General features: G+C 59.6%; 26 protein-coding genes. 21 read left to right on the top strand and 5 right to left on the bottom strand.

Features of this window, described 5'->3' with window-relative positions; genetic code table 11:
- The first annotated feature begins 3 nt into the window (after nucleotides 1–3).
- From aroC to HMPREF2690_RS04440, 8 genes are all read left to right on the top strand, one after another.
- Nucleotides 4–1,230: a chorismate synthase gene (aroC, locus tag HMPREF2690_RS04475; RefSeq protein ID WP_070570409.1), complete on the top strand. Its 1,227-nt coding sequence runs from the start codon at nucleotides 4–6 to the stop codon at nucleotides 1,228–1,230.
- Entirely contained in the window at nucleotides 1,223–1,807 is a 585-nt protein-coding gene (locus HMPREF2690_RS04470) for a shikimate kinase (protein WP_083284804.1), read from the top strand. The genes aroC and HMPREF2690_RS04470 overlap by 8 nt, the downstream gene beginning before the upstream one ends.
- A 41-nt stretch (nucleotides 1,808–1,848) precedes the next feature.
- The gene (gene aroB, locus HMPREF2690_RS04465) at nucleotides 1,849–2,901 is read left to right on the top strand and encodes a 3-dehydroquinate synthase (protein ID WP_070451365.1); all 1,053 of its coding nucleotides are present in this window, start codon (nucleotides 1,849–1,851) and stop codon (nucleotides 2,899–2,901) included.
- Between the two features lie 3 nt (nucleotides 2,902–2,904).
- Nucleotides 2,905–3,339 carry a type II 3-dehydroquinate dehydratase gene (aroQ, locus tag HMPREF2690_RS04460; RefSeq protein ID WP_070423092.1) on the top strand — a complete coding sequence of 145 codons (435 nt, stop codon included), beginning with the start codon at nucleotides 2,905–2,907 and terminating at the stop codon, nucleotides 3,337–3,339.
- On the top strand, nucleotides 3,339–4,430 hold the full coding sequence (locus tag HMPREF2690_RS04455) for an aminopeptidase P family protein (RefSeq protein WP_070451367.1): 1,092 nt from the start codon (nucleotides 3,339–3,341) through the stop codon (nucleotides 4,428–4,430). Before aroQ ends, HMPREF2690_RS04455 begins: the two co-directional genes overlap by 1 nt.
- A gap of 51 nt (nucleotides 4,431–4,481) precedes the next feature.
- The gene (gene efp / locus HMPREF2690_RS04450) at nucleotides 4,482–5,045 is read left to right on the top strand and encodes an elongation factor P (protein WP_070451369.1); all 564 of its coding nucleotides are present in this window, start codon (nucleotides 4,482–4,484) and stop codon (nucleotides 5,043–5,045) included.
- A complete protein-coding gene (gene nusB, locus HMPREF2690_RS04445) occupies nucleotides 5,045–5,578 on the top strand; it encodes a transcription antitermination factor NusB (protein WP_070820279.1) in 534 nt (177 codons plus the stop codon). The genes efp and nusB overlap by 1 nt, the downstream gene beginning before the upstream one ends.
- A gap of 129 nt (nucleotides 5,579–5,707) precedes the next feature.
- Nucleotides 5,708–6,550: a PPK2 family polyphosphate kinase gene (locus HMPREF2690_RS04440; protein WP_070570405.1), complete on the top strand. Its 843-nt coding sequence runs from the start codon at nucleotides 5,708–5,710 to the stop codon at nucleotides 6,548–6,550.
- Here the strand turns inward: HMPREF2690_RS04440 and HMPREF2690_RS04435 are convergent.
- Together HMPREF2690_RS04435 and HMPREF2690_RS04430 are read right to left on the bottom strand one after the other, a co-directional pair.
- A complete protein-coding gene (locus HMPREF2690_RS04435) occupies nucleotides 6,547–7,026 on the bottom strand; it encodes a YbjN domain-containing protein (RefSeq protein ID WP_070570403.1) in 480 nt (159 codons plus the stop codon). The two genes, HMPREF2690_RS04440 and HMPREF2690_RS04435, sit on opposite strands and share 4 nt — an antisense overlap.
- The gene (locus HMPREF2690_RS04430) at nucleotides 7,023–7,505 is read right to left on the bottom strand and encodes a YbjN domain-containing protein (protein ID WP_224212667.1); all 483 of its coding nucleotides are present in this window, start codon (nucleotides 7,503–7,505) and stop codon (nucleotides 7,023–7,025) included. The genes HMPREF2690_RS04435 and HMPREF2690_RS04430 overlap by 4 nt, the downstream gene beginning before the upstream one ends.
- Before the next feature lie 157 nt (nucleotides 7,506–7,662).
- On the opposite strand from HMPREF2690_RS04430, the gene pyrR reads away from it, so the two are divergent.
- The 11 genes from pyrR (at nucleotide 7,663) to metK (ending at nucleotide 19,189) form a co-directional block, all read left to right on the top strand.
- On the top strand, nucleotides 7,663–8,223 hold the full coding sequence (pyrR, locus tag HMPREF2690_RS04425; protein ID WP_070816217.1) for a bifunctional pyr operon transcriptional regulator/uracil phosphoribosyltransferase PyrR: 561 nt from the start codon (nucleotides 7,663–7,665) through the stop codon (nucleotides 8,221–8,223).
- Nucleotides 8,224–9,162, top strand: coding sequence for an aspartate carbamoyltransferase catalytic subunit (locus HMPREF2690_RS04420; protein WP_070423099.1), 939 nt, complete (start codon nucleotides 8,224–8,226; stop codon nucleotides 9,160–9,162).
- Complete coding sequence (locus HMPREF2690_RS04415; RefSeq protein WP_070451380.1) at nucleotides 9,159–10,442, top strand: dihydroorotase; 1,284 nt, start codon at nucleotides 9,159–9,161, stop codon at nucleotides 10,440–10,442. Before HMPREF2690_RS04420 ends, HMPREF2690_RS04415 begins: the two co-directional genes overlap by 4 nt.
- Before the next feature lie 4 nt (nucleotides 10,443–10,446).
- Complete coding sequence (locus tag HMPREF2690_RS04410) at nucleotides 10,447–10,908, top strand: carbamoyl-phosphate synthase domain-containing protein (RefSeq protein ID WP_070816216.1); 462 nt, start codon at nucleotides 10,447–10,449, stop codon at nucleotides 10,906–10,908.
- Between the two features lie 22 nt (nucleotides 10,909–10,930).
- Nucleotides 10,931–14,305: a carbamoyl-phosphate synthase large subunit gene (gene carB, locus HMPREF2690_RS04405; RefSeq protein ID WP_224212669.1), complete on the top strand. Its 3,375-nt coding sequence runs from the start codon at nucleotides 10,931–10,933 to the stop codon at nucleotides 14,303–14,305.
- Complete coding sequence (pyrF, locus tag HMPREF2690_RS04400; RefSeq protein ID WP_070570393.1) at nucleotides 14,305–15,123, top strand: orotidine-5'-phosphate decarboxylase; 819 nt, start codon at nucleotides 14,305–14,307, stop codon at nucleotides 15,121–15,123. The genes carB and pyrF overlap by 1 nt, the downstream gene beginning before the upstream one ends.
- A gap of 231 nt (nucleotides 15,124–15,354) precedes the next feature.
- Entirely contained in the window at nucleotides 15,355–15,678 is a 324-nt protein-coding gene (mihF, locus tag HMPREF2690_RS04395; protein WP_070423240.1) for an integration host factor, actinobacterial type, read from the top strand.
- 2 nt (nucleotides 15,679–15,680) lie between these two features.
- Nucleotides 15,681–16,268, top strand: coding sequence for a guanylate kinase (gmk, locus tag HMPREF2690_RS04390; RefSeq protein ID WP_070423104.1), 588 nt, complete (start codon nucleotides 15,681–15,683; stop codon nucleotides 16,266–16,268).
- 13 nt (nucleotides 16,269–16,281) lie between these two features.
- Nucleotides 16,282–16,596 carry a DNA-directed RNA polymerase subunit omega gene (rpoZ, locus tag HMPREF2690_RS04385; protein ID WP_371325710.1) on the top strand — a complete coding sequence of 105 codons (315 nt, stop codon included), beginning with the start codon at nucleotides 16,282–16,284 and terminating at the stop codon, nucleotides 16,594–16,596.
- 73 nt (nucleotides 16,597–16,669) lie between these two features.
- Nucleotides 16,670–17,899: a bifunctional phosphopantothenoylcysteine decarboxylase/phosphopantothenate--cysteine ligase CoaBC gene (gene coaBC, locus HMPREF2690_RS04380; RefSeq protein WP_141761200.1), complete on the top strand. Its 1,230-nt coding sequence runs from the start codon at nucleotides 16,670–16,672 to the stop codon at nucleotides 17,897–17,899.
- A 72-nt stretch (nucleotides 17,900–17,971) separates the two neighbouring features.
- Complete coding sequence (gene metK / locus HMPREF2690_RS04375; protein ID WP_070820277.1) at nucleotides 17,972–19,189, top strand: methionine adenosyltransferase; 1,218 nt, start codon at nucleotides 17,972–17,974, stop codon at nucleotides 19,187–19,189.
- Here the strand turns inward: metK and HMPREF2690_RS04370 are convergent.
- The 3 genes from HMPREF2690_RS04370 to HMPREF2690_RS04360 are packed head-to-tail and all read right to left on the bottom strand — an operon-like array spanning nucleotide 19,186 to nucleotide 21,381.
- Nucleotides 19,186–20,034, bottom strand: coding sequence for a hypothetical protein (locus tag HMPREF2690_RS04370; protein WP_070820276.1), 849 nt, complete (start codon nucleotides 20,032–20,034; stop codon nucleotides 19,186–19,188). The two genes, metK and HMPREF2690_RS04370, sit on opposite strands and share 4 nt — an antisense overlap.
- A gap of 3 nt (nucleotides 20,035–20,037) precedes the next feature.
- The gene (locus HMPREF2690_RS04365; protein WP_070820275.1) at nucleotides 20,038–20,433 is read right to left on the bottom strand and encodes a hypothetical protein; all 396 of its coding nucleotides are present in this window, start codon (nucleotides 20,431–20,433) and stop codon (nucleotides 20,038–20,040) included.
- 18 nt (nucleotides 20,434–20,451) lie between these two features.
- Nucleotides 20,452–21,381, bottom strand: coding sequence for a polysaccharide deacetylase family protein (locus tag HMPREF2690_RS04360; protein WP_070484836.1), 930 nt, complete (start codon nucleotides 21,379–21,381; stop codon nucleotides 20,452–20,454).
- 187 nt (nucleotides 21,382–21,568) lie between these two features.
- Between HMPREF2690_RS04360 and HMPREF2690_RS04355 the strand changes: the two genes are divergently transcribed.
- Complete coding sequence (locus HMPREF2690_RS04355; protein ID WP_070820274.1) at nucleotides 21,569–23,578, top strand: primosomal protein N'; 2,010 nt, start codon at nucleotides 21,569–21,571, stop codon at nucleotides 23,576–23,578.
- Between the two features lie 39 nt (nucleotides 23,579–23,617).
- Nucleotides 23,618–24,118, top strand: coding sequence for a peptide deformylase (gene def / locus HMPREF2690_RS04350; protein WP_070423242.1), 501 nt, complete (start codon nucleotides 23,618–23,620; stop codon nucleotides 24,116–24,118).
- Nucleotides 24,119–24,120 lie beyond the last annotated feature (2 nt).

The raw sequence follows: 24,120 nt of genomic DNA, 5'->3' as shown, positions 1-24,120 counted from the left end.
GCCATGCTTCGTTGGACTACAGCCGGTGAATCGCACGGCCAGGCCCTCGTAGCCCTCGTTGAGGGCATGCCTTCTGGGGTGCCGGTATTGAAAGAAGAAATTGCTCATCAGCTCGCTCGTCGCCGTCTCGGTTATGGCCGTGGCGCGCGAATGAAGTTTGAGGCAGATGAGCTCACTTTGCTGACGGGCGTCGTGCACGGCTCATCTATCGGTAGCCCGGTGGCTATCCAGATTGGCAACACCGAGTGGCCGAAGTGGACCACGATCATGTCTGCTGAGCCGGTTGATGCCTCTGACCCTGAGGTGGCAAAAGAGTTGAGCTCTGGTCGCGGTGCGTCGTTGACCCGTCCGCGTCCGGGGCACGCCGATTTCGCCGGCATGATCAAATACGGTTTCGGTTCTGCACGTCCTGTGCTTGAGCGTTCCTCTGCACGAGAGACTGCTGCCCGCGTAGCAGCCGGTACGGTTGCCCGTAGCTACCTGCGTGAGGTTCTCGGGGTTGAGGTGTTTTCCCATGTGGTGTCGATTGGGGAGTCGGTGCCGTACGCAGGAGAATCGCCAAGCTTCGCCGATATTGAGGCAATTGATGCTTCCCCTGTTCGTGCGTTTAACAAGGACGCCGAGGCGGACATGGTCGCGTGCATTGAGGCTGCGAAGAAATCGGGCGACACGCTCGGCGGGATCGTTGAGGTCATTGTGGATGGGCTGCCGATCGGCCTTGGCTCCCACATTTCTGGCGAACGACGCTTGGATGCGCAGTTGGCAGGCGCGCTGATGGGTATCCAGTCGGTGAAAGGCGTCGAAATCGGCGACGGTTTCGAGGAGGCGCGTCGCCGTGGATCGCAGGCACACGACGAAATCGAGCGCACCGAAGATGGTGTGCGGAGGCTGACCAACCGTGCAGGCGGTATCGAAGGTGGCATGACGAATGGGGAGCAGTTGCGCGTTCGCGCTGCGATGAAGCCCATCTCGACTGTCCCTCGTGCCTTGAAGACGGTTGATATGAGCACCGGCGACGCTGCCACGGGGATTCACCAACGCTCCGATGTCTGTGCCGTGCCCGCTGGTGGTGTCGTTGCAGAGGCAATGGTTGCGCTTGTTCTGGCACAGGCTGTCTCTGAGAAATTCGGGGGAGACACGATTGAGGAGGTGAAGCGCAACGTAGAGTCGTACAAGGAGTACGTCGCACAACGTCTTGCGTTTGATCAAGTTAGGGATGCCGATGACTGAGCTCACTGATTTGCAGGCAGTAGAGGCATGCAACGAGGAGTCAACAAATACAAGTCCGGCGACGGTTCATACGGCTCCTCGCGTGGTGCTCGTCGGTATGCCGGGGTCGGGTAAGTCAACGATTGGTCGTCGAATAGCTAGCGCGCTGAACCTGCCGATCATGGATTCGGATCTGCTCATCGAACAGGCTGAAGGCAAAGCGTGTGGCGAGGTGTACGCCGAGTTGGGTGAGGATGCCTTCCGTGAGCTCGAAGTCGGGTTTGTGGCACGTGCTCTGGCCACCGGTGGGGTAGTCAGCCTCGGCGGCGGTGCGATCGTGACCGAGGAAGTGCGACAGCTGCTGCAGCGCCACACTGTTGTTTGGATCGATGTCAGCGCGGAAGAGGGTATTCGCCGCACAGCACAGGATTCCACTCGACCAGTGCTTGACAGTGATGATCGCGAGCAGCGTTACCGCGACCTCATGGATCAACGTGAACCGCTGTACCGCGAAGTGGCCACGTTCCGCGTCCGCACGGACGCGCGGCCACCGCAGCGTGTTGTCGCAGAGATTTTGGGTTTCATCGACGGCGAGTAGTTTCCGTCAGGCTTCAGTTCTGTCAAGCGAAGGAGCAAACAATGGCAGTGGTATCCGTCACGGGCCCAAGTCCGTACGACATTCATATTGGCAGCAATAACCTTGACGCCGTAGCAGGTCACCTTGCGGATTCCGGCGCACGCCGTGTGCTGGTGGTCCACCAGGAACCGTTGCGTGCCGTTGCTGAGGACCTTGAGCACATGCTTGAGCAAGCGGGCCTGGCGCCGGTCTTGGCATGTGTTCCCGATGCGGAGGCTGGAAAGGATCTTCCGGTGCTTTCCCACTTGTGGGACGTGTTGGGGGAGCACGGGTTCTCGCGCCAGGACGCCGTTGTCGGTTTGGGTGGCGGCGCTGTGACAGATCTTGCCGGTTTCGCCGCGGCCACGTGGATGCGCGGCATCAAGGTTGTGCATGTGCCGACGACATTGCTCGCCATGGTTGATGCGGCAGTCGGCGGCAAGACTGGCATCAACACGACCGCAGGTAAAAATCTCGTCGGTGCGTTCCACGAGCCGAATGCGGTGTTTATTGATCTCGCTCGTATTGCAACGCTGCCTGAGCAAGAGGTTGTTTCAGGTTCTGCTGAGTTGGTAAAGACGGGCTTTATTGCGGACCCGCGGATTTTGGAGCTCTATCAGGAGGGCCCAGAGCATCACTGGGCGGAGCTTGTCGAGCGCTCTGTCAGCGTAAAAGCCAAGGTCGTGGGGGAGGACCTCAAGGAAGCTGGGCTGCGCGAGATTCTTAACTATGGCCACACTCTGGGCCATGCGATCGAACGTCGCGAGCATTACATGTGGCGCCACGGCAATGCCGTCGGGGTGGGCATGATGTTTGTGGCACACCTTGCTCATGCGCGCGGGCTTATCGACGATGACCTGGTCGCCCTCCACGAGACCGTCATCAGTGGTGCGGGACTTCCCACGCGCTACGAGGCCGGTGCGTTTGAAGAGTTGCATGAGGCGATGCTTCTGGACAAGAAGAACCGCGACGGCAAGATCCGATTTGTCGTCCTGGACGGCCTTGGGTCCTGCACTCGCCTGGAGGACGCAACTGTGGAAGAGATGCGCGCGGCGTACGCAAAGATTTCGGAGTAGAACATGAAAATCTTGGTACTCAATGGTCCGAACCTCAATCGACTCGGCAAACGCCAACCGGAGGTGTATGGGACGGTCACGCTGGCGGACGTCGAAAAGCAATTGCACGATCACGCAGCCGATCTTGGGGTTGAAGTGGAGTGCCGCCAGTCCAACTACGAGGGCCAACTCATTGACTGGGTGCATGAAGCAGCCGATAACACTTGGCCGGTGATCATTAACCCGGGTGGTTTTACCCATACCTCGGTTGCGCTTCGTGATGCACTGGTAGAACTAAATGATCACCAAGGTTTTATTGAGGTGCATATTTCGAACGTGCACGCGCGCGAGTCGTTCAGGCACCATTCGTACCTCTCGCCAATCGCCGTAGGCGTGATCGCGGGGTTGGGTACGGAAGGCTACCGGCTCGCGTTGGACTACTTCGCAAGGAGGAAATGATGGCATTGGCCGATACTCGTTTTGAAACTCGTCGGAGGAAACTCTCGTCGCAACTTGCGGCACAGCGTATCGACGACATGCTGGTCACCCATTTGACCCACGTGCGTTACCTGTCTGGTTTCTCCGGCTCGAACGGCGCGCTTCTGGTGTCGAAAGACCGTACTGCGAAGATCGCAACCGACGGTCGTTACACCACCCAGATTGCTGAAGAGGTCCCGGATATCAAGGCGACGATTGCTCGCGCGACAGCAACCGAGTTGTTGTCGCAGGTTACCGAAGGCCACCGTGTGGGCTATGAGGCCGATTTCGTTTCCGTTGCGGAGCTCAAGCGCCTCGAGGATGCATGCCCGGAGGGCGTAACCCTTGTGCCGGTTTCTGGCGTGATTGAAGGGATCCGCTTGTTTAAGGACAACCTTGAACTCACCCGTCTGACTGAGGCTGCCGAGCTGGCCACACAGGCGTTGGAGGAACTCGTCGCCGCAGGAGAATTGCGAGCAGGCCGTTCTGAGCGTGACATTGCCGCTGACCTTGAGTACCGCATGCGTCGACTTGGTGCAGAACGCCCAAGTTTTGACACGATTGTCGCCTCCGGCCCGAACGCCTCGAAGCCACACCATCAGGCCGGCGACCGTCTTATCGCCGAAGGCGATTTGGTGACCATTGATTACGGTATGCACCGCCTCGGGTTCAACTCCGATATGACCCGTACGTTTGCTATCGGGGAAATCGGTCAGTTGGAGCGCGAGATTTACGAAGTGACGCTTGCATCCCAGCTTGCTGGCGTGAAGGCAGCCACGGCGGGAACGGCACTTGTGGATGTAGACAAGGCCTGCCGCGACGTTATTGAAGAGGCAGGCTTCGGCGAGTACTTCGTTCACTCCACTGGCCACGGTGTCGGCCTGGACGTGCATGAAGCCCCGTCTGCCGCACAGACCGGCAAGGGAGACCTAAAGGAAGGTATGACCCTGACCATTGAGCCGGGGATCTACATTCCGGGCAAGACCGGTGTGCGTATCGAGGACACGTTGATCATCACATCAGGGAAGCCACGGATTATCACCAAGTACCCGAAGGAATTGACGGTGCTGTAGCATTGCTGTGTTTGTACACGTTCCGAAACAATTACGAGGAAGGTACCACCCATGGCAACTACCGCCGATTTTAAGAACGGTCTTGTGCTGAAGGTCGATGGCAAACTGCAGCAGATCGTTGAGTTCCAGCATGTCAAGCCCGGTAAGGGACCGGCATTCGTGCGCACCAAGCTTAAGGATGTCGTCTCCGGAAAGACCGTTGAGAAGACGTGGAACGCAGGTGTGAAGGTGGAGACCGCGACGGTTGATCGTCGCGATATGACCTACCTGTACAACGACGGCACGAGCTACGTTGTCATGGACGACAAGACCTTCGAGCAGTTCGAGCTGCCGGCCGACAAGTTCGGCGATGCAGCACGCTTCCTGCTGGAGAACATGCATGTTCAGGTTTCTTTCCACGAGGGTGAAGCACTTTTCGCTGAGCTTCCGATCTCTGTGGACCTCAAGATCGAGCACACCGAGCCGGGTCTGCAGGGCGACCGTTCCACCGGTGGTACCAAGCCGGCAACGCTGGAGACCGGTGCTGAGATCCAGGTTCCGCTGTTCCTGGAAACCGGCAACGTGGTCAAGGTTGATACACGTACTGGCGAGTACCTCTCTCGCGTGAACAACTAATGCCCGACTACAAACGTCATGGCGCTCGGTATCGGGCGCGCCGTCGTGCAGTAGACATGCTGTTCGAGGCTGAGACACGGGACATCGACCCGGTTGCGATTGTTGAGGACCGCACGGAGCTTTCGCGCAATCCGTTGAACGCAGTTGCGCCGGTTGCTGACTACACTCGCGAGATTGTCGCAGGCGCTGCGGAGAAGCTCGACGACTTGGACGATGCGATTGAGCGCTCACTCAGCGAGGACTGGGAGCTGTTTCGTCTGCCAGCCGTCGACCGTCAGATCCTGCGCGTGGCCGCCTGGGAGATCTTGTTTAACGACGAGGTCGATGCGCCGATCTCGATCAAGGAAGCGGTCGAGATGGCGTCTGAGTACTCAGGTGCCAAGGCTGCGCCCTACATCAACGCGGTGTTGGATCGGATTGCCTCGTCCGTTGATCCGAATTCTCCGTTTTTCGTTGTACCTGATGGTGAACATGCCGACGAGGAGGAGGGTCAACCTGACGGCCTCGGCGACACCGAGAGCGACGAGGAGTAGCTTCCTCAGTATTTGCGAAGCGCATTGGAGCCGTTACTGATTGTTGTTCGCACTTGCCGTATTTTGTGCGGAAGAGGCAGACATCAGTAGCGGCTTTTGTTATGCGAACGATCTTCAAGAAAGGATGCCATGTCGAAACTCACTGTTGAAGAAGCGAAGCAATTTCGGGTCGGTCCCGACTTTCAACTTGCGGATGTAGATCCAACAGCGACACCCGGGGTGAAGGATGCCGCTGAGGTGTTTAATGACTACGACGATGAACTCGATGACCTGCAAAGGCGGCTGTACGCCAACGGTCGCGTAGGCAACGAGGATGCGGGCTCGGTGCTGTTGGTGCTGCAGGGGATGGATACGTCAGGCAAAGGCGGGATCGTCCGCCACGTCGTCGGTGCGACCATGGACCTTCAAGGCGTACACGTCCAGGCGTTCGGGCGTCCAACGGAGGAGGAGGCATCTCATGATTTCCTCTGGCGGTTCTACGACCACCTCCCAAAACCTGGGCAGATCAGTGTCTTCGACCGTTCCCATTACGAAGATGTACTTGTGCAGCGCGTGAAACAGATGGCTTCACCGGAGGAGATTGAGCGCCGCTACGGAGCAATCGTTGAGTTTGAACAGGAGATTGCCGCCCGTGGCACCAAGATCATCAAGGTGATGCCACACATCTCACGGGAGTTTCAGGCAGAGAACCTGAAGAAGCGCATTCTGCGGGAAGACAAGCACTGGAAGTACAACCCGGGTGATATCGATGATCGTCGGCTCTGGAGCCAGTACATGGCGGCGTATCAGATCGCAATGACGCGCACGTCGACGGAATCTGCGCCGTGGTATTGCATTCCTTCGGACGATAAGAAGTACTGCCGCAGTGTGGTGAAAGCGTTGCTTTACGACGCTTTAGAGTCGCTCAACCCGACGTGGCCCGAGCCCGACTTCGACGCTGAAGTCGAGCTTGAGCGATTGGAGAACTCCTAGTCCTCGTCGGGGGCAGGCGCAGATTTAGACTGCGCTGCGCTTGCTTCCTCAGCGGTGCGCTTGATCTCGCCCACCAGCACCTGCATGGCATCTTGGGTTTCCAACACACCAGCAACAGCGGCCTTGAGCGAGGACGCGAGTTGCTCGTCGCTTAGCCCTGCGCCGATCGCGATTTCCGATTCGGTGCGCACAACGATCGTCTCGGTGCGGTTGACCACGAGCGCACGCGCGTCGAGGTACGAGCTGTTGACCTGGTTTGCGGCCAGGTACAAGGTGGCATCGGGCGTGTCGGACGGGGTGTCGGTAACCGAGTCCGCACGCAGGATCAACACTGAGTCCAACAGGACAAACAGCAGGTTGAATCCCTTGTAATGGGCGTGGCCTGCGCGGCCAGACGGGTCGTCGGAAACTTCGATGCCCTGCTTCGCCATCGTTTCGATGACGCGGTCGATGGTTACTTGAGTTGCGGTGCTCACTGCTGCGGTTCCTCCCAGTTCACGACGGTCGGGAAAGTGGTTTTGAGGTAGTCGAATGCCTGAAGCGTGGCGTCGATAGACGTCACAATGAAAGAGCCGAGCTGGTTGAATGAGGCTCCATCGGCGATGTTCATCGAGCGAATGGCGCTCACAGCCAGGTTGTCCTCACCGCGTTCGAAGAAACGCAGGGTCGGTGCAAAATGCGTCTGGTTGTGCTCGTTGCAGGCAAACAGCACCTGCGATGCGCTATCGCGGGGAAACTCGCCACGCCACAGGGCCTCGAAGATGAGGTGATCGCCGTCGAGGGCAATGACGATTGCTGCGTTGATAAAACCAGAGCGCACGGCTTGATCTTCGACGCGGTATTCAAGGTTTTCTTCCTCAAAAATCGCGGCGATTGCTTCGGTAGTCACCGGTTCCGGAACGTTGCGTTCTGGGTGCTCGTTGGGCTGGATGGCTTCAGTCTCTTCTGTAGTCACACTTGCGAGAATACCCATCTGGGTGAAACTCCTCGCGATGGCGCGGTGCTGGTGCTAATGTGAAGCGCAGTCTCCGAGACTTCACACGGCCCCGATAGGCGGGACCGCGTCGATATTTCCTTTAAATGCCGCACAGAGAGGCGGGGAAGGAGGTTCGATGAGTGGAAACGAACGGTCGACGGTTGAGCTGCTGAACGCTCAGGACGTCGGTCGCACTGTTGCACGCATCGCGCACCAGATCATCGAGAAGACAACGCTGGACGACAGAGACGGACCGCAGGTCATTCTGCTGGGGATCCCGTCCGGTGGTGTTCCGTTAGCGCAGCGTATTGCGGAAGCGGTTGAAGAATTTTCAGGCGTGAGCGTGCCAGTAGGCAGTCTCGACGTCACTTTGTACCGCGACGATCTCCGCGACAAGCCACATCGGGCACTGCGCCCAACCCACATTCCGGTCGACATCGACGGGGCAATTGTCGTGCTTGTCGACGATGTCTTGTACTCCGGCCGAACCATTCGCGCCGCCCTTGATTCGCTGCGCGACATCGGTAGGCCAGCCGCGATCCAGCTCGCAGTGCTGGTCGATCGTGGCCACCGGGAGCTGCCAATCCGCGCGGATTACGTAGGCAAGAACATCCCCACATCGAAGGACGAAGATGTCACTGTCGCGATCGCCCAGCTCGACGGTGAAGATCGCGTGACCCTGGAACGGGAGGCGTAAATGAGGCACCTCATCGATATTGCAGATCTCAGCCGCGAAGAGATCATCGAGCTGATGGATGAAGCGGACCGCTTCCGGGAAGCTCTGGATGGTCGTGAGATCAAGAAGCTTCCGACCCTGCGTGGCCGCACTGTGATGACGTTGTTCTACGAGAACTCGACGCGTACCCGCTCGTCGTTTGAGACAGCGGGCAAGTGGATGAGCGCCGATGTGATCAATCTGTCTGCGTCTTCATCTTCGGTGAAGAAGGGTGAATCGCTCAAAGACACCGCTGCAACTTTGGAGGCAATCGGTGCAGACGCGATCATCATGCGCCACCCTGCTTCGGGTGCTGCACAGCTTCTGGCCAAGTGGTTGCCGAATACAAGCATCGTGAACGCAGGTGACGGCCAGCACCAGCACCCGACACAGGCTTTGCTGGATGCGGTGACCATGCGCCAGCACATTGGCGATGTCGCTGGAAAGCGCGTCCTGATCGTCGGCGATATTTTGCACTCCCGTGTTGCTCGCTCCAACGTGGATCTACTGCACATCTTGGGCGCAGAGGTTGTGTTGGTTGCGCCGCCGACGCTGCTGCCTACCGGTGTGGAGTTCTGGCCGGCACGTGTCTCGTATGACTTCGATGCCGAGATTGAGCACGCAGATGTCGTGATGATGCTGCGCGTGCAGGCCGAGCGCATGAACGGCGGGTTCTTCCCGTCGCACCGCGAGTACGCCACCTTGTACGGCTTGAGCGTTGACCGAGCCGACCGCATGAAGGATTCGGCGTTGATCATGCACCCGGGTCCGATGCTGCGTGGCATGGAAATTAACTACGACGTGGCCGATCGCGACAATGCTGTCGTTCTCGGCCAGGTCTCTAACGGCGTGTACACCCGCATGGCCGTGTTGTTCACACTGCTCGCCGGCACTGGCGGCGAAGAAGGAGCGATCAAGTGACCAAGCTTGCACTCAACAACGTTCGTCCATATGGCGAGGACGTGACCAGCATTCTCATTGACGTGGAAGACGGTGTCATCGACTCCATTGGGGACAACCCGTTTGACGATGCTGATGAAACCATCGACTGTGGTGGCAACGTGTTGCTTCCTGGTCTCGTCGATATGCACGTGCACCTGCGTGAGCCGGGCCGCGAGGACACCGAAACCATCGCTACCGGCTCGGATGCTGCCGCCAAGGGAGGCTTCACCGCTGTATTCACCATGGCGAATACCAACCCGGTGATCGACCAGCCGTTCCTCGCCGAGGCGGTCTGGGAGAAGGGCCAGACGTACGGTAAGTGCGATGTCTACCCGGTGGGCTCGATTACCAAGGGACTCGAGGGCAAGACGCTCACCGAGATCGGTCTGATGGCCCGCAGCGGTGTGCGCATGTTTTCCGACGATGGCAAGTGCGTCAACGACCCGCAGCTCATGCGCCGCGCTATCGAATACGCCAAGGCACACGACGTGATTCTCGCCCAGCATGCGGAAGATCACCGCATGACCGAGGGCGCTGTCGCCCACGAAGGCGAGCAGGCAGCGCGCCTGGGGCTTCGCGGTTGGCCACGTGTCGCGGAGGAATCCATCGTCGCACGCGACGCCATCATGACTCGTGACTACGGTGGTCGTTACCACCTCTGCCACGCGTCGACCGAAGGCACGGTCGAGCTGCTTCGCTTCGCCAAAGCACAGGGCATCAACGTTACGGCAGAGGTCACCCCGCACCACCTGCTGCTTACCGACGAAATGCTGTCCACCTACGACGGCCTGTTCCGCGTCAACCCTCCACTGCGCGAAAAGCGCGACGCTGAAGCGCTCAAGCAAGCGCTTCTCGACGGCACCGTGGACGTCATCGCCACCGACCACGCTCCTCACGGATCTGAAGACAAGTGCGTGGAGTTCGAGCACGCCAAGCCAGGCATGCTCGGCCTAGAAACGTCCATGGCGATCGTGCACCGAGTCTTCGTCGAATCGGGTCTTGCTGACTGGCGCTTCGTGGCCAAGGTCATGAGCGAGCGCCCTGCCGAAATTCTGCGGCTTGAGGACCAGGGCCGTCCGATCGCGGTTGGCGAGCCAGCAAACCTCACCTTGATTGATCCACAGGACACCTGGACCGCAAAGGGCAAGGATATGGCGTCGAAGGCGTCGAACACTCCCTACGAAGGCATCGAATTTAACGCACGCGTAGTTGGCACCTGGCTGCGCGGCACCCAAACCTACTCTGCAAAGAAGGCCTAAACCCATGACAAAAACACAGCAGCAGCGCACCCGCGCACAACTCGTCCTCGACACAGGCGAGAAATTCACCGGCTTCGTCTTCGGCGCAGCACCGGAAGGTGACATTGAAGGCGATCTCAAGAGCATCATCGATATGTTCGGTTACGAGCGCGAAATGTGCTCTGCCGATAACGACGGCAAGATCCTGGTGTTCGCTACACCGCACATCGGCAATGTTGGCTGGACAGGTGAAGGAGCAGGGGAGGAACGTACAGCAATCACGGCAAAAGCCGTGGTGATCCGCGATCTCGCTCGCATCGCATCGAACCAGGAAGCAAAGCACAGCCTGGAAGAAGAAATGAAGGCGCAGGGCATTACCGGCATCTGGGGTGTAGACACCCGCAGGCTGGTCCGCCACGTCTCTCAGGCGCAGCACGAGGGTAAGTCGGTGCGCGTGCAGGTAATCGTCGAAAAGCAAGAAGCTTAAAAGAAAGACCAGGAGAAACATTATGAAGCGAGAAGATCTCAACCACGTCCTGGTCATCGGCTCCGGGCCGATCGTCATCGGACAGGCGTGCGAGTTTGACTATTCCGGCACCCAGGCGTGCCGCGTGCTCAAAGAAGAAGGCCTGCGCGTCACCCTGGTGAACTCGAACCCGGCAACGATCATGACCGACCCTGAGTTCGCCGACCACACGTACGTAGAGCCGATCCAGCCGGAGTACATCGACCGCATCCTCGCCCGCGAGGCAGAGCAAGGCCACCCGGTTGATGCGATTCTGCCGACGCTTGGTGGGCAGACTGCGCTGAACACAGCCATCAAACTCGACCGCCTTGGCATTCTGGAAAAGCACGGCGTTGAACTCATCGGCGCAGACATCGACGCGATTGAGCGCGGCGAAGACCGCCAAAAGTTCAAGGACATTGTTGAAAAGATCGGCGGCGAGTCCGCCCGTTCCCGTGTCTGCTACACCATGGAAGAAGTGGAAGAAACCGTCGCGGAGCTCGGCTTCCCAGTCGTCGTGCGCCCGTCGTTCACCATGGGTGGTCTCGGTTCCGGCCTTGCCTACGACATGGACGACTTGCACCGCATCGCCGGCGACGGCTTGACCGCATCGCCAGAAGCGAACGTGCTCATTGAAGAATCCATCCTCGGTTGGAAAGAAATCGAGCTCGAGCTCATTCGTGACTCGGATGACAACTGCATTACGGTTGCGACGATTGAGAACGTGGATGCCATGGGTGTCCACACGGGCGACTCTGTCACGGTGGCGCCGGTGTTGACGATGACCGAGCCCGAGGTCACCAAGATGATCGAACAAGGCAAGGCCATCATCCGTGAAGTCGGTGTCAGGACCGGTGGCTGCAATATCCAGTTCGCCATCAACCCCAAAGACGGCCGCATGATCACGATCGAGATGAACCCGCGCGTGTCGCGTTCGTCTGCACTTGCGTCGAAGGCGACCGGCTACCCGATTGCAAAGGTGGCAACCCGACTAGCTATTGGCTACACGCTCGACGAGATTGCCAACGACATGACCGGTGGCGCGACCACTGCGCTTGAGGAGCCGTCCCTCGACTACGTCATCGTCAAGATGCCACGCTTTACCTTTGAGAAGTTCCCGGGCTCGGACGAGACTCTGGGCACCTCCATGAAGGCGGTTGGCGAGGCCATGGGTATTGGCCGCAACTACATCCAGGGCCTGAACAAGGTCATGCGCTCGATGGAAGACAAGCCAAACGGCTTCTGGACTCGTTCCGACGAGTACGTCGCAGGAGAGCGTGCAAATGACGTCGCAGCGGTGCTCGAAGACCTTAAGGTGCCGACCGACAAGCGTCTCTACGATGTCGAGCTTGCGCTCCGCCTCGGCGCGAGCGTTGATGAGGTCTACGCAGCCTCCGGCATCGATCCGTGGTTCCTCGAGGAAGTCGCTGGGCTGGTCGAATTTCGCCAGGTGCTTATCGACGCCCCTGTGCTCGACGCAGATCTTCTGCGTGAGGCAAAGGCTCAAGGCTTGTCCGACGCCCAGATTGCTACGCTGCGCCCAGAACTCGCGGGCGAAGACGGCGTGCGTCAACTGCGATGGACGCTGGGTATCCACCCGACCTTCAAGACCGTGGACACCTGCTCGGGCCAGTACGAGGCGAAGGTTCCGTACCTGTACTCGGCGTACGAACTCGACCCGGCTGCCGAGTCTGAGGTTGACCAGTTCACCGGTGCAAAGGAAAACAGCAAGGGCAAGGTCATCATCCTGGGCTCTGGTCCGAACCGCATTGGTCAGGGCATCGAGTTCGACTACTCCTGTGTCCACGCCGCCCTGGAACTGTCCCGCGTTGGCTACGAGACCGTGATGGTCAACTGCAACCCGGAGACCGTTTCTACCGACTACGACACCGCGGACCGTCTCTACTTCGAACCGTTGACGTTCGAAGACGTGATGGAGATCTACCGTGCGGAAGCCGCTACCGGTGAGGTTGCTGGCGTTATTGTGCAGCTCGGCGGTCAGACCCCGCTGGGCCTCGCGCAGCGTCTCGCGGATGCGGGCGTGCCGGTCGTCGGTACGAGCCCCGAGGCAATCGATCTGGCGGAGGACCGTGGCGAGTTTGGCAAGGTGCTCGAAGCAGCCAAGCTTCCAGCTCCCGCATTTGGCACCGCAACCTCCTTCGAAGAGGCTCGCGAAGTGGCCAACAAGGTTGGTTACCCCGTCCTCGTGCGCCCGTCTTACGTGCTCGGAGGCCGTGGCATGGAGATCGTTTATGACGAAGACTCCCTGCGCAACTACATCGAGCGCGCAACCGAGCTCAGCCCGGACCACCCAGTGCTTGTGGACCGCTTCCTTGACAACGCCATCGAAATTGACGTCGATGTGTTGTCTGACGGCAACGAGGTCTACCTCGGTGGTCTGATGGAACACATCGAGGAAGCCGGCATTCACTCTGGCGACTCCGCCTGTGCGCTTCCGCCGATGACGCTCGGCCCCGACGACATTGAAAAGGTCCGTCGCTCCGCTGAGGCACTCGCTCACGGTATCGGGGTGAAGGGGCTGATGAACGTCCAGTTCGCATTGAAGGACGACATCCTCTACGTCATCGAGGCAAACCCGCGCGCGTCGCGTACGGTGCCGTTCGTCTCCAAGGCGACCGGCGTCCACCTTGCGAAGGCTGCAGCACGCGTCATGCTCGGCGCGACGATCGCTGAACTTCGCGACGAGGGCCTCATCCCGTCCGACTACGATGGCGGATCCTTGCCGCTGAACCACCCGATCGCTGTGAAGGAAGCGGTACTGCCGTTTAGCCGCTTCCGCCGCCCAGACGGGTCGATTCTGGACACCATCCTCGGCCCGGAAATGAAGTCCACCGGTGAGGTCATGGGGCTTGCCCCGTCGTTCGGTGTGGCATTTGCTAAGACCCAGGCCGCTGCTTACGGCGAACTGCCAACGGAGGGCACGGTCTTTGTCTCCCTGGCTAACCACGACAAGCGCACCCTGATCTTCCCGATCCAGCGTTTGTCCACCATGGGGTTCAAGGTGATCGCGACGGCAGGTACAGCGCAAATGCTGCGCCGCAACGGCATCGAATGCGAAGTAGCACTCAAGGGCTCCGAAGTCCGCGAAGGTGCGAAGGGCCGTTCCATCGTGGAGCGGATCTTGGACGGCGAGATTGATCTCATCCTGAACACTCCGGCGGGCTCGACAACCGCGCGCCACGATGGCTACGACATCCGTGCCGCAGCCGTGATCGCGGATGTACCGATCATGACCGATGTGCAGGGTGTTACCGCCACAGTCCAAGGCATCGAAGCAGTGCGCAGCAACTCCATTGATGTGACCAGCCTCCAGGAGCTCGAGCACAGCGTCTCCAAGAACGCAGAGGGTGGCCAGTAGTGGTACAGCCCCATGCCTCCTTCGGGGAGCGTCTCGTTGCCGCTGGTAACGAATATGGCCGACTGTGTGTAGGCATCGACCCGCACGCGGCGCTGCTAGACAAGTGGGGTCTTCCGGACACCATTGATGGTCTGCAACGGTTTTCCTCGGCTTGTGTTGAGGCCTTTGCAGGATCAGTTGCGTTGGTCAAGCCACAGGTTGCCTTCTACGAGCGGTTCGGCTCTGCGGGTTTCGCGGTGCTCGAGGAGACCCTCGCCGCACTCCGTGAGAGCGGGACGCTCGTCGTCGCGGACGCCAAGCGCGGCGATATCGGCTCCACGATGGCTGGATACGCCGCCGCGTGGCTGCAACCAGGCTCACCGTTGGAAGCGGACGCGCTCACGCTGACACCGTATCTGGGTGTCGGGTCGCTGGAGCCTGCCATCTCACTTGCTGCAGCGCACGGTAAGGGCGTGTTCGTGATGTCTGCGAACTCCAACCCTGAAGCTGAAGCGTTCCAGACGAGTGAAATCGATGGGCGCATGGTGTCGCAGTGGATGGTCGATGAATGCGCCACGTACAACCAGGGCGCTGCAGTAGGCCACGTTGGTGTCGTTGTCGGTGCAACTGTGGCGAAGCCGCCGGTGCTCGACGCGCTCAATGCTCCAGTGCTTATGCCTGGGGTCGGAGCGCAGGGAGCGACGATGGAAGACGCGGCGCAGATTGCAGGTGCAAACGCACACCTGGTGTTCCCGAATGTTTCCCGTTCCGTCTTGTCTGCTGGACCGGACGTTACTGAACTGCGGAAACGTGTCGCTGAACTGGTAAAACAGCCATAACTAGCGGGTCCATTTCATCGGCTGAGAAAAACCCTGGTAGTTTAGGTGCGTCGCAACGGTGACATGGAGAAATGCAGCAAGAATGCGCTCCATTTTCCCGGTGCCAACCAGATGCAGTGTTAGACTGTGTCGGATGCGGTGCGCCTTCTGAAACGCAGAGTGTGGAGGAGGCCCCGCGCCGGCACGAGTCGGCCTGAACATATTGAATGAACTACCTACATGGAGGAACCCGTGGCACTTCCACAGTTGACCGATGAACAGCGCAAGGCAGCCCTCGAGAAGGCGGCTGAGGCTCGCAAGAAGCGCGCTGAGCTGAAGGCCTCCCTGAAGCGCGGCGAGACCACGCTCAAGGACGTGCTGGAGAAGGCTGACACCGACGAGATCATCGGCAAGACCAAGGTTTCCGCTTTGCTCGAGGCCATGCCGAAGGTTGGCAAGGTCAAGGCTCGCGAGATCATGGAGGAGCTGGAGATCGCTCAGACCCGTCGCCTGCGTGGCCTGGGTGAGCGTCAGCGTCGTGCTCTGCTCGAGCGCTTCGGCTTCGAAGAGAACTAAACATGGCTGAGGTGGCGCCCCGCGGGCAGCTGGTCGTTTTGGCCGGACCGTCTGCCGTAGGTAAGTCAACGGTGGTTAGCCGCCTGCGCGGCGAGGTGCCGGACCTCTACTTTTCTGTCTCGATGACAACTCGAGCTCCACGCCCGGGCGAAGTCGATGGTAGGGATTACTACTTCGTCTCCTCGAATGATTTTCAACAGCGCATCGATGCTGGTGAGATGCTGGAATGGGCTGACATTCACGGAGGCCTTCAGCGCTCGGGCACGCCTGCGGGTCCGGTCCGTGAAGCTCTTGCAGACGGGCGCCCGGTACTCGTAGAGGTGGACCTCGCAGGTGCTCGCAACATCAAGCAGCTCATGCCTGAAGCGCGTACAGTGTTCCTTGCACCCCCGTCGTGGGAAGTCCTCGTTGAACGTCTCACGGGTCGTGGGACCGAGACGGAAGCTGTGATTGAGCGCAGGCTCACCACCGCGCGCGAGGAGCTCGATGCGCAAGGGGAGTTCGACACCGTTGTTGTGAATGACGATGTCGACGATGCCGTTGCACACATTGCGCGCATCCTTCTAGGCGCAACATCCGACAACAATTAGCGAGTGGGTTTTAGTGACTGAATCAACCAATGACCTGTCGCAGGACACCGCTGTTGAGGAGACTCAGCAGGAACGTGTCTACGACACCCCGGACGGCATTACCGCGCCCCCGATCGATGAACTGCTGACGAAGGTCTCGTCGAAGTACGCTCTGGTGATCTTTGCAGCCAAGCGTGCACGTCAGATCAACAGCTTCTACCAGAACTCCGAAGATGGTGTTTTCGAGTTCATCGGCCCGCTGGTAACGCCAGAGCCTGGTGAGAAGCCGCTGTCGATCGCGCTGCGTGAGATCGAGGCAGGTCTCCTCGAACATGAGGAAGGCCAGTAAGCGCTTCTGCTAATGACGCCGTTGTGCGAGCCATTGGGGCTCGCACAACGGCGTTTTTGTATGCTTGGCCCACATGAACGAAGCCACGTCTGCCCCCAAGAACGTTGTGATCGGTGTCTCCGGTGGAATTGCTGCGTATAAGGCATGCCACTTGGTTCGCGACTTTAAAGAACATGGCGATAATGTGCGCGTTATCCCTACGGAAAGCGCGTTGTCGTTCGTGGGCGCAGCAACATTTGAGGCGCTGAGCGGAAACCCAGTTGATACTGGGGTATTCAAACGTGTCGACGAAGTCCAGCACGTCCGTCTCGGTCAAGAGGCCGATCTCATCGTTGTCGCACCTGCAACCGCTGATCTCATGGCTCGTGTCGCAGCAGGCCGAGCAGATGACCTGTTGGCTGCAACCATTCTTGTGGCCACATGCCCCGTCGTGCTTGCGCCTGCAATGCACACCGAAATGTGGAATAACCCAGCTACGCAACACAATGTAGAGGTGCTTCGTTCGCGTGGGATTACGGTTCTTGAGCCGGCGCATGGGCGCCTGACGGGAAAGGACACGGGTCCGGGTCGTTTGCCGGACCCTGAGGCGATTGCGCAGCTAGCCCGTACGGTGTTGGCAACCGGTCCAATGAAGCAGACGCTCGCAGGAACCCGCGTACTTATTAGCGCGGGAGGAACGCAAGAAAATATTGATCCTGTGCGTTTCATTGGTAACCGATCCTCTGGCAAGCAGGGGTTTGCGCTCGGGGACATCGCAGCGCAGCGGGGAGCACAGGTCACGATCGTGGCTGGAGCAACCGCGGAACTATCTGTGCCCTCAGGGGCGGAGGTGGTGCGTGTGCAATCCACACGTGAGATGAAAGACGCGATGGATGAGCGTGCCGCAGACGCAGACATCATCGTGATGGCGGCCGCCGTGGCCGATTACCGTCCAGAATCGGAAGCTACGACGAAACTGAAGAAGGGCAAGAGCGATGACGCGCTCTCCGTTGTTCGCTTGACCGAGAACCCGGACATCCTTAAAGGTCTCGTCGAAAAGCGAGATGCTGGCGAGACTCATGCCACGATCGTCGGGTTTGCAGCTGAGACGGACAACGAACTTGAGAATGGTCGCGCGAAACTCAAGCGTAAGGGCGCGGATTTGCTCATGCTGAACTCGGTTGCTGGTGGAAATGTGTTTGGTCAGTCAACTAACCGCGGCTGGTTGCTGAGTGCGTCCGGCGAAGAAGTGGAAATTGAGGACGGAACGAAACACGAGGTAGCCGCTCGGATCTGGAATGCGATTGAAAAGTTTCGGGCTTAGCTTTGCGTACTTAGACCGCTTGGTCTAGTGTGTTGGAGAATCCGCCTCAAGGCCACGTAAAGGAAAGATCCGTTGTCACTCGACACTTACTACCGACTGTTCACCAGTGAGTCCGTCACTGAAGGGCACCCAGACAAAATCTGCGATGCGATCTCGGACGCGATTTTGGACGACATGCTCGCGCAGGACCCACAGTCCCGCGTTGCAGTGGAAACCCTCGTTACCACTGGACAGGTTCACGTTGTTGGAGAGGTGCGCACGTCTGCGTACTCCAATATTGCGAAGATCGTGCGCGACAAGTTGGTGGAAATCGGGTTCACCTCCTCCGAGGTTGGTTTCGACGGCAACAGCTGTGGCGTCAACATTGCAATCGGCGATCAGTCGCAGGAGATTGCGGACGGCGTGACCACCTCCCAGGAGGTGCGCGAACAGGCCTCCACGGAAGAGACTGACCAGTCTGGTGCGGGTGACCAGGGGCTGATGTTCGGGTACGCCTCCAACGAGACCCCGGAGTACATGCCGCTGCCGATCGCGACTGCACACCGCCTCTCGCGCCGACTGTCCCAAGTGCGCCACGAGGGCATCGTCGACGGCCTTCGCCCAGACGGCAAGACTCAGGTCACGTTTGCGTACGACGGTGATACCCCGGCGTTTATCGACACGATCGTGATCTCCACGCAGCACGACCCACACTTCACTGGTGAGTCACTTGAGAAGGCGCTGCGAGAGCACGTTATCGCTTGGGTCATGGAAGACGGCGGTCTGGAGAAGTTCTACCGCGAGGACACCAAGGTCCTGATCAATCCGTCTGGCTCGTTTATCTCCGGTGGTCCGATGGCGGACGCAGGCCTGACCGGACGCAAGATCATTGTGGATACCTACGGCGGTATGGCACGCCATGGCGGTGGCGCGTTCTCTGGCAAGGATCCCTCAAAGGTGGACCGCTCCGGCGCGTATGCGACACGTTGGGTGGCGAAGAACATTGTCGCTGCGGGCCTCGCAGACCGTGTTGAGGTTCAGGTTGCGTACGCAATTGGTCGTGCAACCCCGGTTGGCCTGTATGTGGAGACGTTCGGTACCGCCGCTGAGGGGCAGACCAACGAGTCGATCCAGCAGGCAGTGGAGAAGGTCTTCGATCTGCGACCGGATGCGATCATCCGCGATTTGGATCTGAAGCGCCCGATCTACAGCCAAACCGCTGCCTACGGCCACTTTGGTCGCACAGACATCGATGTGCCTTGGGAGCACACCGATAAGGTGGACGACTTGCGCGCAGCCGCAGGCGTTTAAGGTTCCTTCGAAGCCGCTTGGGGTTTGTCCCAGGCGGCTTTTTGCTGTTCAGACTTCTTGTGGTTGCGCAAGGCCACGATGCCGACAACCACGCCAATGAGGATTGGCAGCCAGATCTTGGAGTATTCGAGCGCAACAAGAACCCACTCGGGCAAGTCCGGGAGGTCTAATTCAGGCCAGTTGATCTGGGGGAGCGGAAGATCCATTTGGGGAAGGTGCGGGACCGGAAGATCCATGTGCGGCAAGGTGATGTCGGGGAGTTCCCAGTCCGGAAGGTAGCGCAGAAGCCGGTCGATGATTCGGCTTACGATCGGACCGAGGACAATCACCGCCAGCGCCCAGCCACCTTTGCCCAAGCCTTCGGCCATAGGGATGAGTGTGCGCTTGAGCGAACTCGATTCCATTGTCCGACGCCGTTTCGCACCGCGTGAGCCTTCTGGAGGGTCGAACTCGACGATGGTGTCGCCCTCCCGAAACTCGACACTGAGCAGTTCGTCGAAGCCACTTGCACGCAGTTTAAGGTGAGGCTTTTGGCGGTCAACGCCGATCCCCATTGGAGTCTCGAGTTTTGCCCCGCCGTTTCCAAAAAGGGGGAGTCGCCCGCTGTTCACGTCGTTGTAGCGGTGCTGCACGGTGCCGTCGACACACACTTCCATGCGCTCACTCGGATTCTTTGCCCAGAGTTCGATGCGTTCGCGCAGGGTGTGCTCGTCTGTGGCTAGCGTACCTTCCTTGTCAGTCTCATCTCCGGGCCACTCAGGGTCCTCTGCCGCGAAGTCGCGGTCGAATCCCACACGCAGTTCGATAAGCCCATACTTCGGGTGGTTGAGGCTCCAGGTTTCCATCGGCTACACCTGTGCACTGCTTGTCGACGACATCGGGGCCGGCTGTTTGCGCACCAAAGACATCAGCCACGCGCAAAGCGCCGACACGACAGCCACGCCGAGTGCATAGATGAAGGTGCCGTCATTGAAGTAAAGGATCTTCGCCACCCAGAAACCGCCAGCGGCGGATAGTGGCAATGTCCAAGAGGGACGGAAGCAGTAGCCGTCGACAAGCCCCGCGATAGCAGCGACAGCAAAGATGAAACCAACGAGGAGCCATGGCGTGCCAGCGACGGGAATGAGGAGTGCAGGTGCGATCACATACAGTGCAAAAACGGCATAGGGAAGTGCCTTGAGCCAACCTTCGCGGTCTGCAGTGTCTTCCGATTGCTCGTCTGTATGCTCGCCTGGATCAGTCATGGCGACGAAGTCTAACGGCTAATTCGCGTGGGTGTACACACGCCCCGGGACGGGGTCCTTAATCATCTCGTCGAGGCTTACCGGACGCAGCCCCTTGGCGCGCAGACCATCGATGATGCATTCCGCTGCGTTGATGGTCGGCTCGTGGATGTCGTGCATGAGCACAATCGATCCAGCTTGCGCCTGATTGACCGCTATGGAGCAGGTGCGTGCGGTGTCACGGTGGCTCCAATCCATCGTGTCAACGTCCCAAATTGCCAGCGATAGGCCACGGGCCTTGGAAGCATTGATTACACGGCCGTCGTAGGAACCATAGGGCGGGCGCACCCAGTGCACCTTCACTCCCGATTGCTTCTCAATGGCAGCACTCGTGTCGCTGAGCTGTGACCCGATCGTCGCGTCGGATTGGCGCGCCAGGTCCGGGTGTGAATACGAGTGGTTGCCAATCGTGTGGCCCTCGGCGCGGATGCGGCGCAGGATCTTCGGGTTTGCATTGACGTTGTTACCGACGACGAAAAACGTCGCATGCGCATTCTTGCGCTTGAAGATGTCGAGCAGGCGCTCCGTACCGGGAACCGGTCCGTCGTCGTACGTAATTGCTACGCAATTGCTGCAGTTGGTTGCGTTAGGAGACAACGTTGGCTCCGCTGCCGGGACCACGGTTACCGGCACAGTCTCTTCTTCCTGCGGTGCAGGGCGCAGGTGAGGTGGCACGCTATCTCGAACTTGTTGGGGGAGTTGGTTGTATGCCTTGCGCCAGTTGTCCTGTACGGCTTGCTGTGCGCCTTGCGACGAGCCGTGGATGTAGGCGGATACGTTGTCGATCGGCGAGCCGTTACCTGGACTAAGTATCGGGCCAAGGGAGGAGCCTGCAAAAAGCTGTTGTGTCTGCTTGCTTCCTAGCGAAAGATTTGTGACGTCAACCGCATGTGCTTGGGGAGCAGTCATGGCTCCTGCGGCAACTGCAGCGGATATACAGACGGATAAGACTGCGGGAAGCAGACGTTTCATGGCGGAAGCGGGTCCCTCATCGGCGCGATTGATTTGTGATGCATCTATTACTACCGCACTGTTTCGCACAGCTGAGCCTTAGGTCCGGAGTGTCGTGTCGTGGCGTGGTTTAGAATGCTGCACCATGTCGAACACGCGAGCTGCCAACCTGCCTGTGGCCCGCGTGCTGCCTATGTTGGGGCTCGCGCACCTTGATCGGGCCTTCGATTATCTTGTCGACGAGCAGGATGCCGATGCCGCACAGCCAGGCGTCCGCGTGCGGGTTCGGTTTGCAGGCAGGCTCGTGGATGCGATCGTGCTGGAGCGGGTGTCGTCGACAAGCCATGAAGGCTCACTGCGCTTCATCGAACGCGTTATCTCACCCGAGGTCGTGGCCCCGGAGCACACGCGCATGCTTATCGACGCACTCGCGGACCGGTACGCAGGCATCCGATCCGACATTTATCGCTCTGCAATACCCGCACGACATGCGAAAGCGGAAGAAACGGATACCTCCACACCATGGGTGGAGCTCGGGGAGGTAGCCGAGCCGGACCTTTCCGCATGGACGACGTACACACACGGTGAGTCCTTCGTCGATGCCGTAGTAGAGGGAAAGCTGGCTCGTGCCGCGTGGCAGTTGGTGCCGGGCGAGGATTGGCCTGCCGCGCTTGCCGCACTCGCTGTCAAGGTGGCAAAGGACGGCGGTGGCGCGCTCATTGTGGTTCCGGACCAAGATGCTGTTGACCGTTGCGAGGAAGCGCTACGCGAGCTCGTTGCGGCAAAACAAGTGACGACTTTGACCGCCTCCCAGGGACCCCAAGCACGGTATTCCCGCTACCTGTCCGTTCTGCACGGCCAAGGGCGCATCGTGGTAGGGACCCGCTCCGCCGCGTTCGCGCCGGTCCAGAACTTGCGGTTGATGGTCGTCATGTTCGACGGCGATGACAACCTCGTGGATCCTCGCGCGCCCTACGTTCACGCCAGGGAGGTGCTCACGACGCGCTCGAGCCTTGAGCGCGCATGTTTGGTCATCGGTGGATTCTCACGCACAGCAGAGGCGCAACTGTTGGTGGAATCTGGCTGGATGCACGAACTGGTCGCACCCCGCCAAACGCTTCGTACACGTTCGCCTTACATTCACGCCGCGGGCGATTCTGACTTTGAGCTTGAACGGGACCCGAGGGCTAAACAGGCGCGTCTGCCTTCGTCAGCATTTGCAGCCGCGACGAAAGCCCTCGAGCGGGGCACACCCGTGTTGTTCCAGGTGCCACGCACCGGCTATATCCAATCTCTTGCGTGTGGGCAGTGTCGTACACCGTCGCGTTGCCGTTGGTGCAACGGACCGCTGGGGTTGCCGTCCGGTGGTGAAGCAGCGGCACCGACATGCCGGTGGTGTGGCCGAATGGACCCTGCACATGTGTGTCCGGCATGCGGTTCCCGGCGTGTGCGGGCTGTCGTACTGGGCACCGAACGCACCGCAGAAGAGCTTGGCCGTGCGTTTGCGAAATATAGGGTCAAAACGTCCGGGGGCGATCGTATTTCGCGCACGATTGACGCGGGGCCTGCGATTGTCGTCGCCACGCCAGGCGCAGAACCTCGAGTACCAGGCGGATACGGTGCTGCTGTGCTGCTTGACGCGTGGGCGCTCGTACAACGCCCTGACTTAAGGGCAGTGGAGGACACGCTGTCGAAATGGATGGCTGCTGCCACGCTTGTCCAACCGCATGCCGATGGCGGAGAAGTCGTAGTGGTAGCGGAGCCGAGCATGCCGGTCGTGCAGCATCTCATTCGCTGGGACGCGCCGGGATTTGCAGCTGCAGAGCTGGCTTTGCGCCGCGAGGCGAGATTACCGCCGGCGGTCCACGTTGCCGTGGTTGACGCGCCCCGAGACGCGCTGGAGCCGTTCTTTGAGCGCACCGACCTGCCGGACTACGCGGAGATCCTGGGGCCTGTGGATTTGCCCCCGGGTGTGCGTTTGCCCGGCGAGTGGGATCAGCGTGAGTACGGTCCGGCGCAGCGCATGCTGGTGCGCGCGCCGTTAACTGGGCGGTCTGCGCTGGGCAAGGCGCTGCGGGCAGGGGCAGTCGCGTGGACGACGTCCAAGCAGGAACTGCCACTGCGTATCCAGGTCAATCCGGTGGATATCGGGTAAGCGAAATTTCGCTTGTCCAGGTCAGTACACTTGGCGTTCATGGCCATACGCGACATTCGTCTATTCGGGGATCCGGTGCTCAACACGGCAGCGGAGGAGGTGGATGTGTTCGACGAACGCCTGCACAGGCTCGTGGGCGACATGCTTGAGACGATGGATGCGGCTGGGGGTGTTGGCCTAGCGGCAAACCAGGTCGGTGTCGCACAGCGAGTGTTTGTGTTCGATTGTCAGGGCCTTCGGGGACACATCGTGAACCCGGTGTGGACGCCGTTGGGCGAAGATACCCAAATTGGTGTGGAGGGATGTCTTTCGGTGCCTGATGTTCGCGGGACTGTTGAGCGGCACAACACCGTGGTTGCCCATGGCGCCGACATGTGTGGGCGCCCGCTGACACTACGCGGCAGCGGATTGCTCGCACGCTGCATTCAGCACGAAGCAGACCATCTCGACGGCGTGATGTTTACGGCCCGAATGTCGCCAGCTGACCGCAAAGCGGCACTCGATGCGATTGCCGCGGCGGAGTGGAATAAGGAGAACTAACC

The sequence above is a fragment of the Corynebacterium sp. HMSC034E11 genome (assembly GCF_001835905.1).
Taxonomy (GTDB): domain Bacteria; phylum Actinomycetota; class Actinomycetes; order Mycobacteriales; family Mycobacteriaceae; genus Corynebacterium; species Corynebacterium coyleae.
Note: the sequence above shows the minus strand (reverse complement) of the source record. Positions and strands in the feature narration are given on the sequence as shown.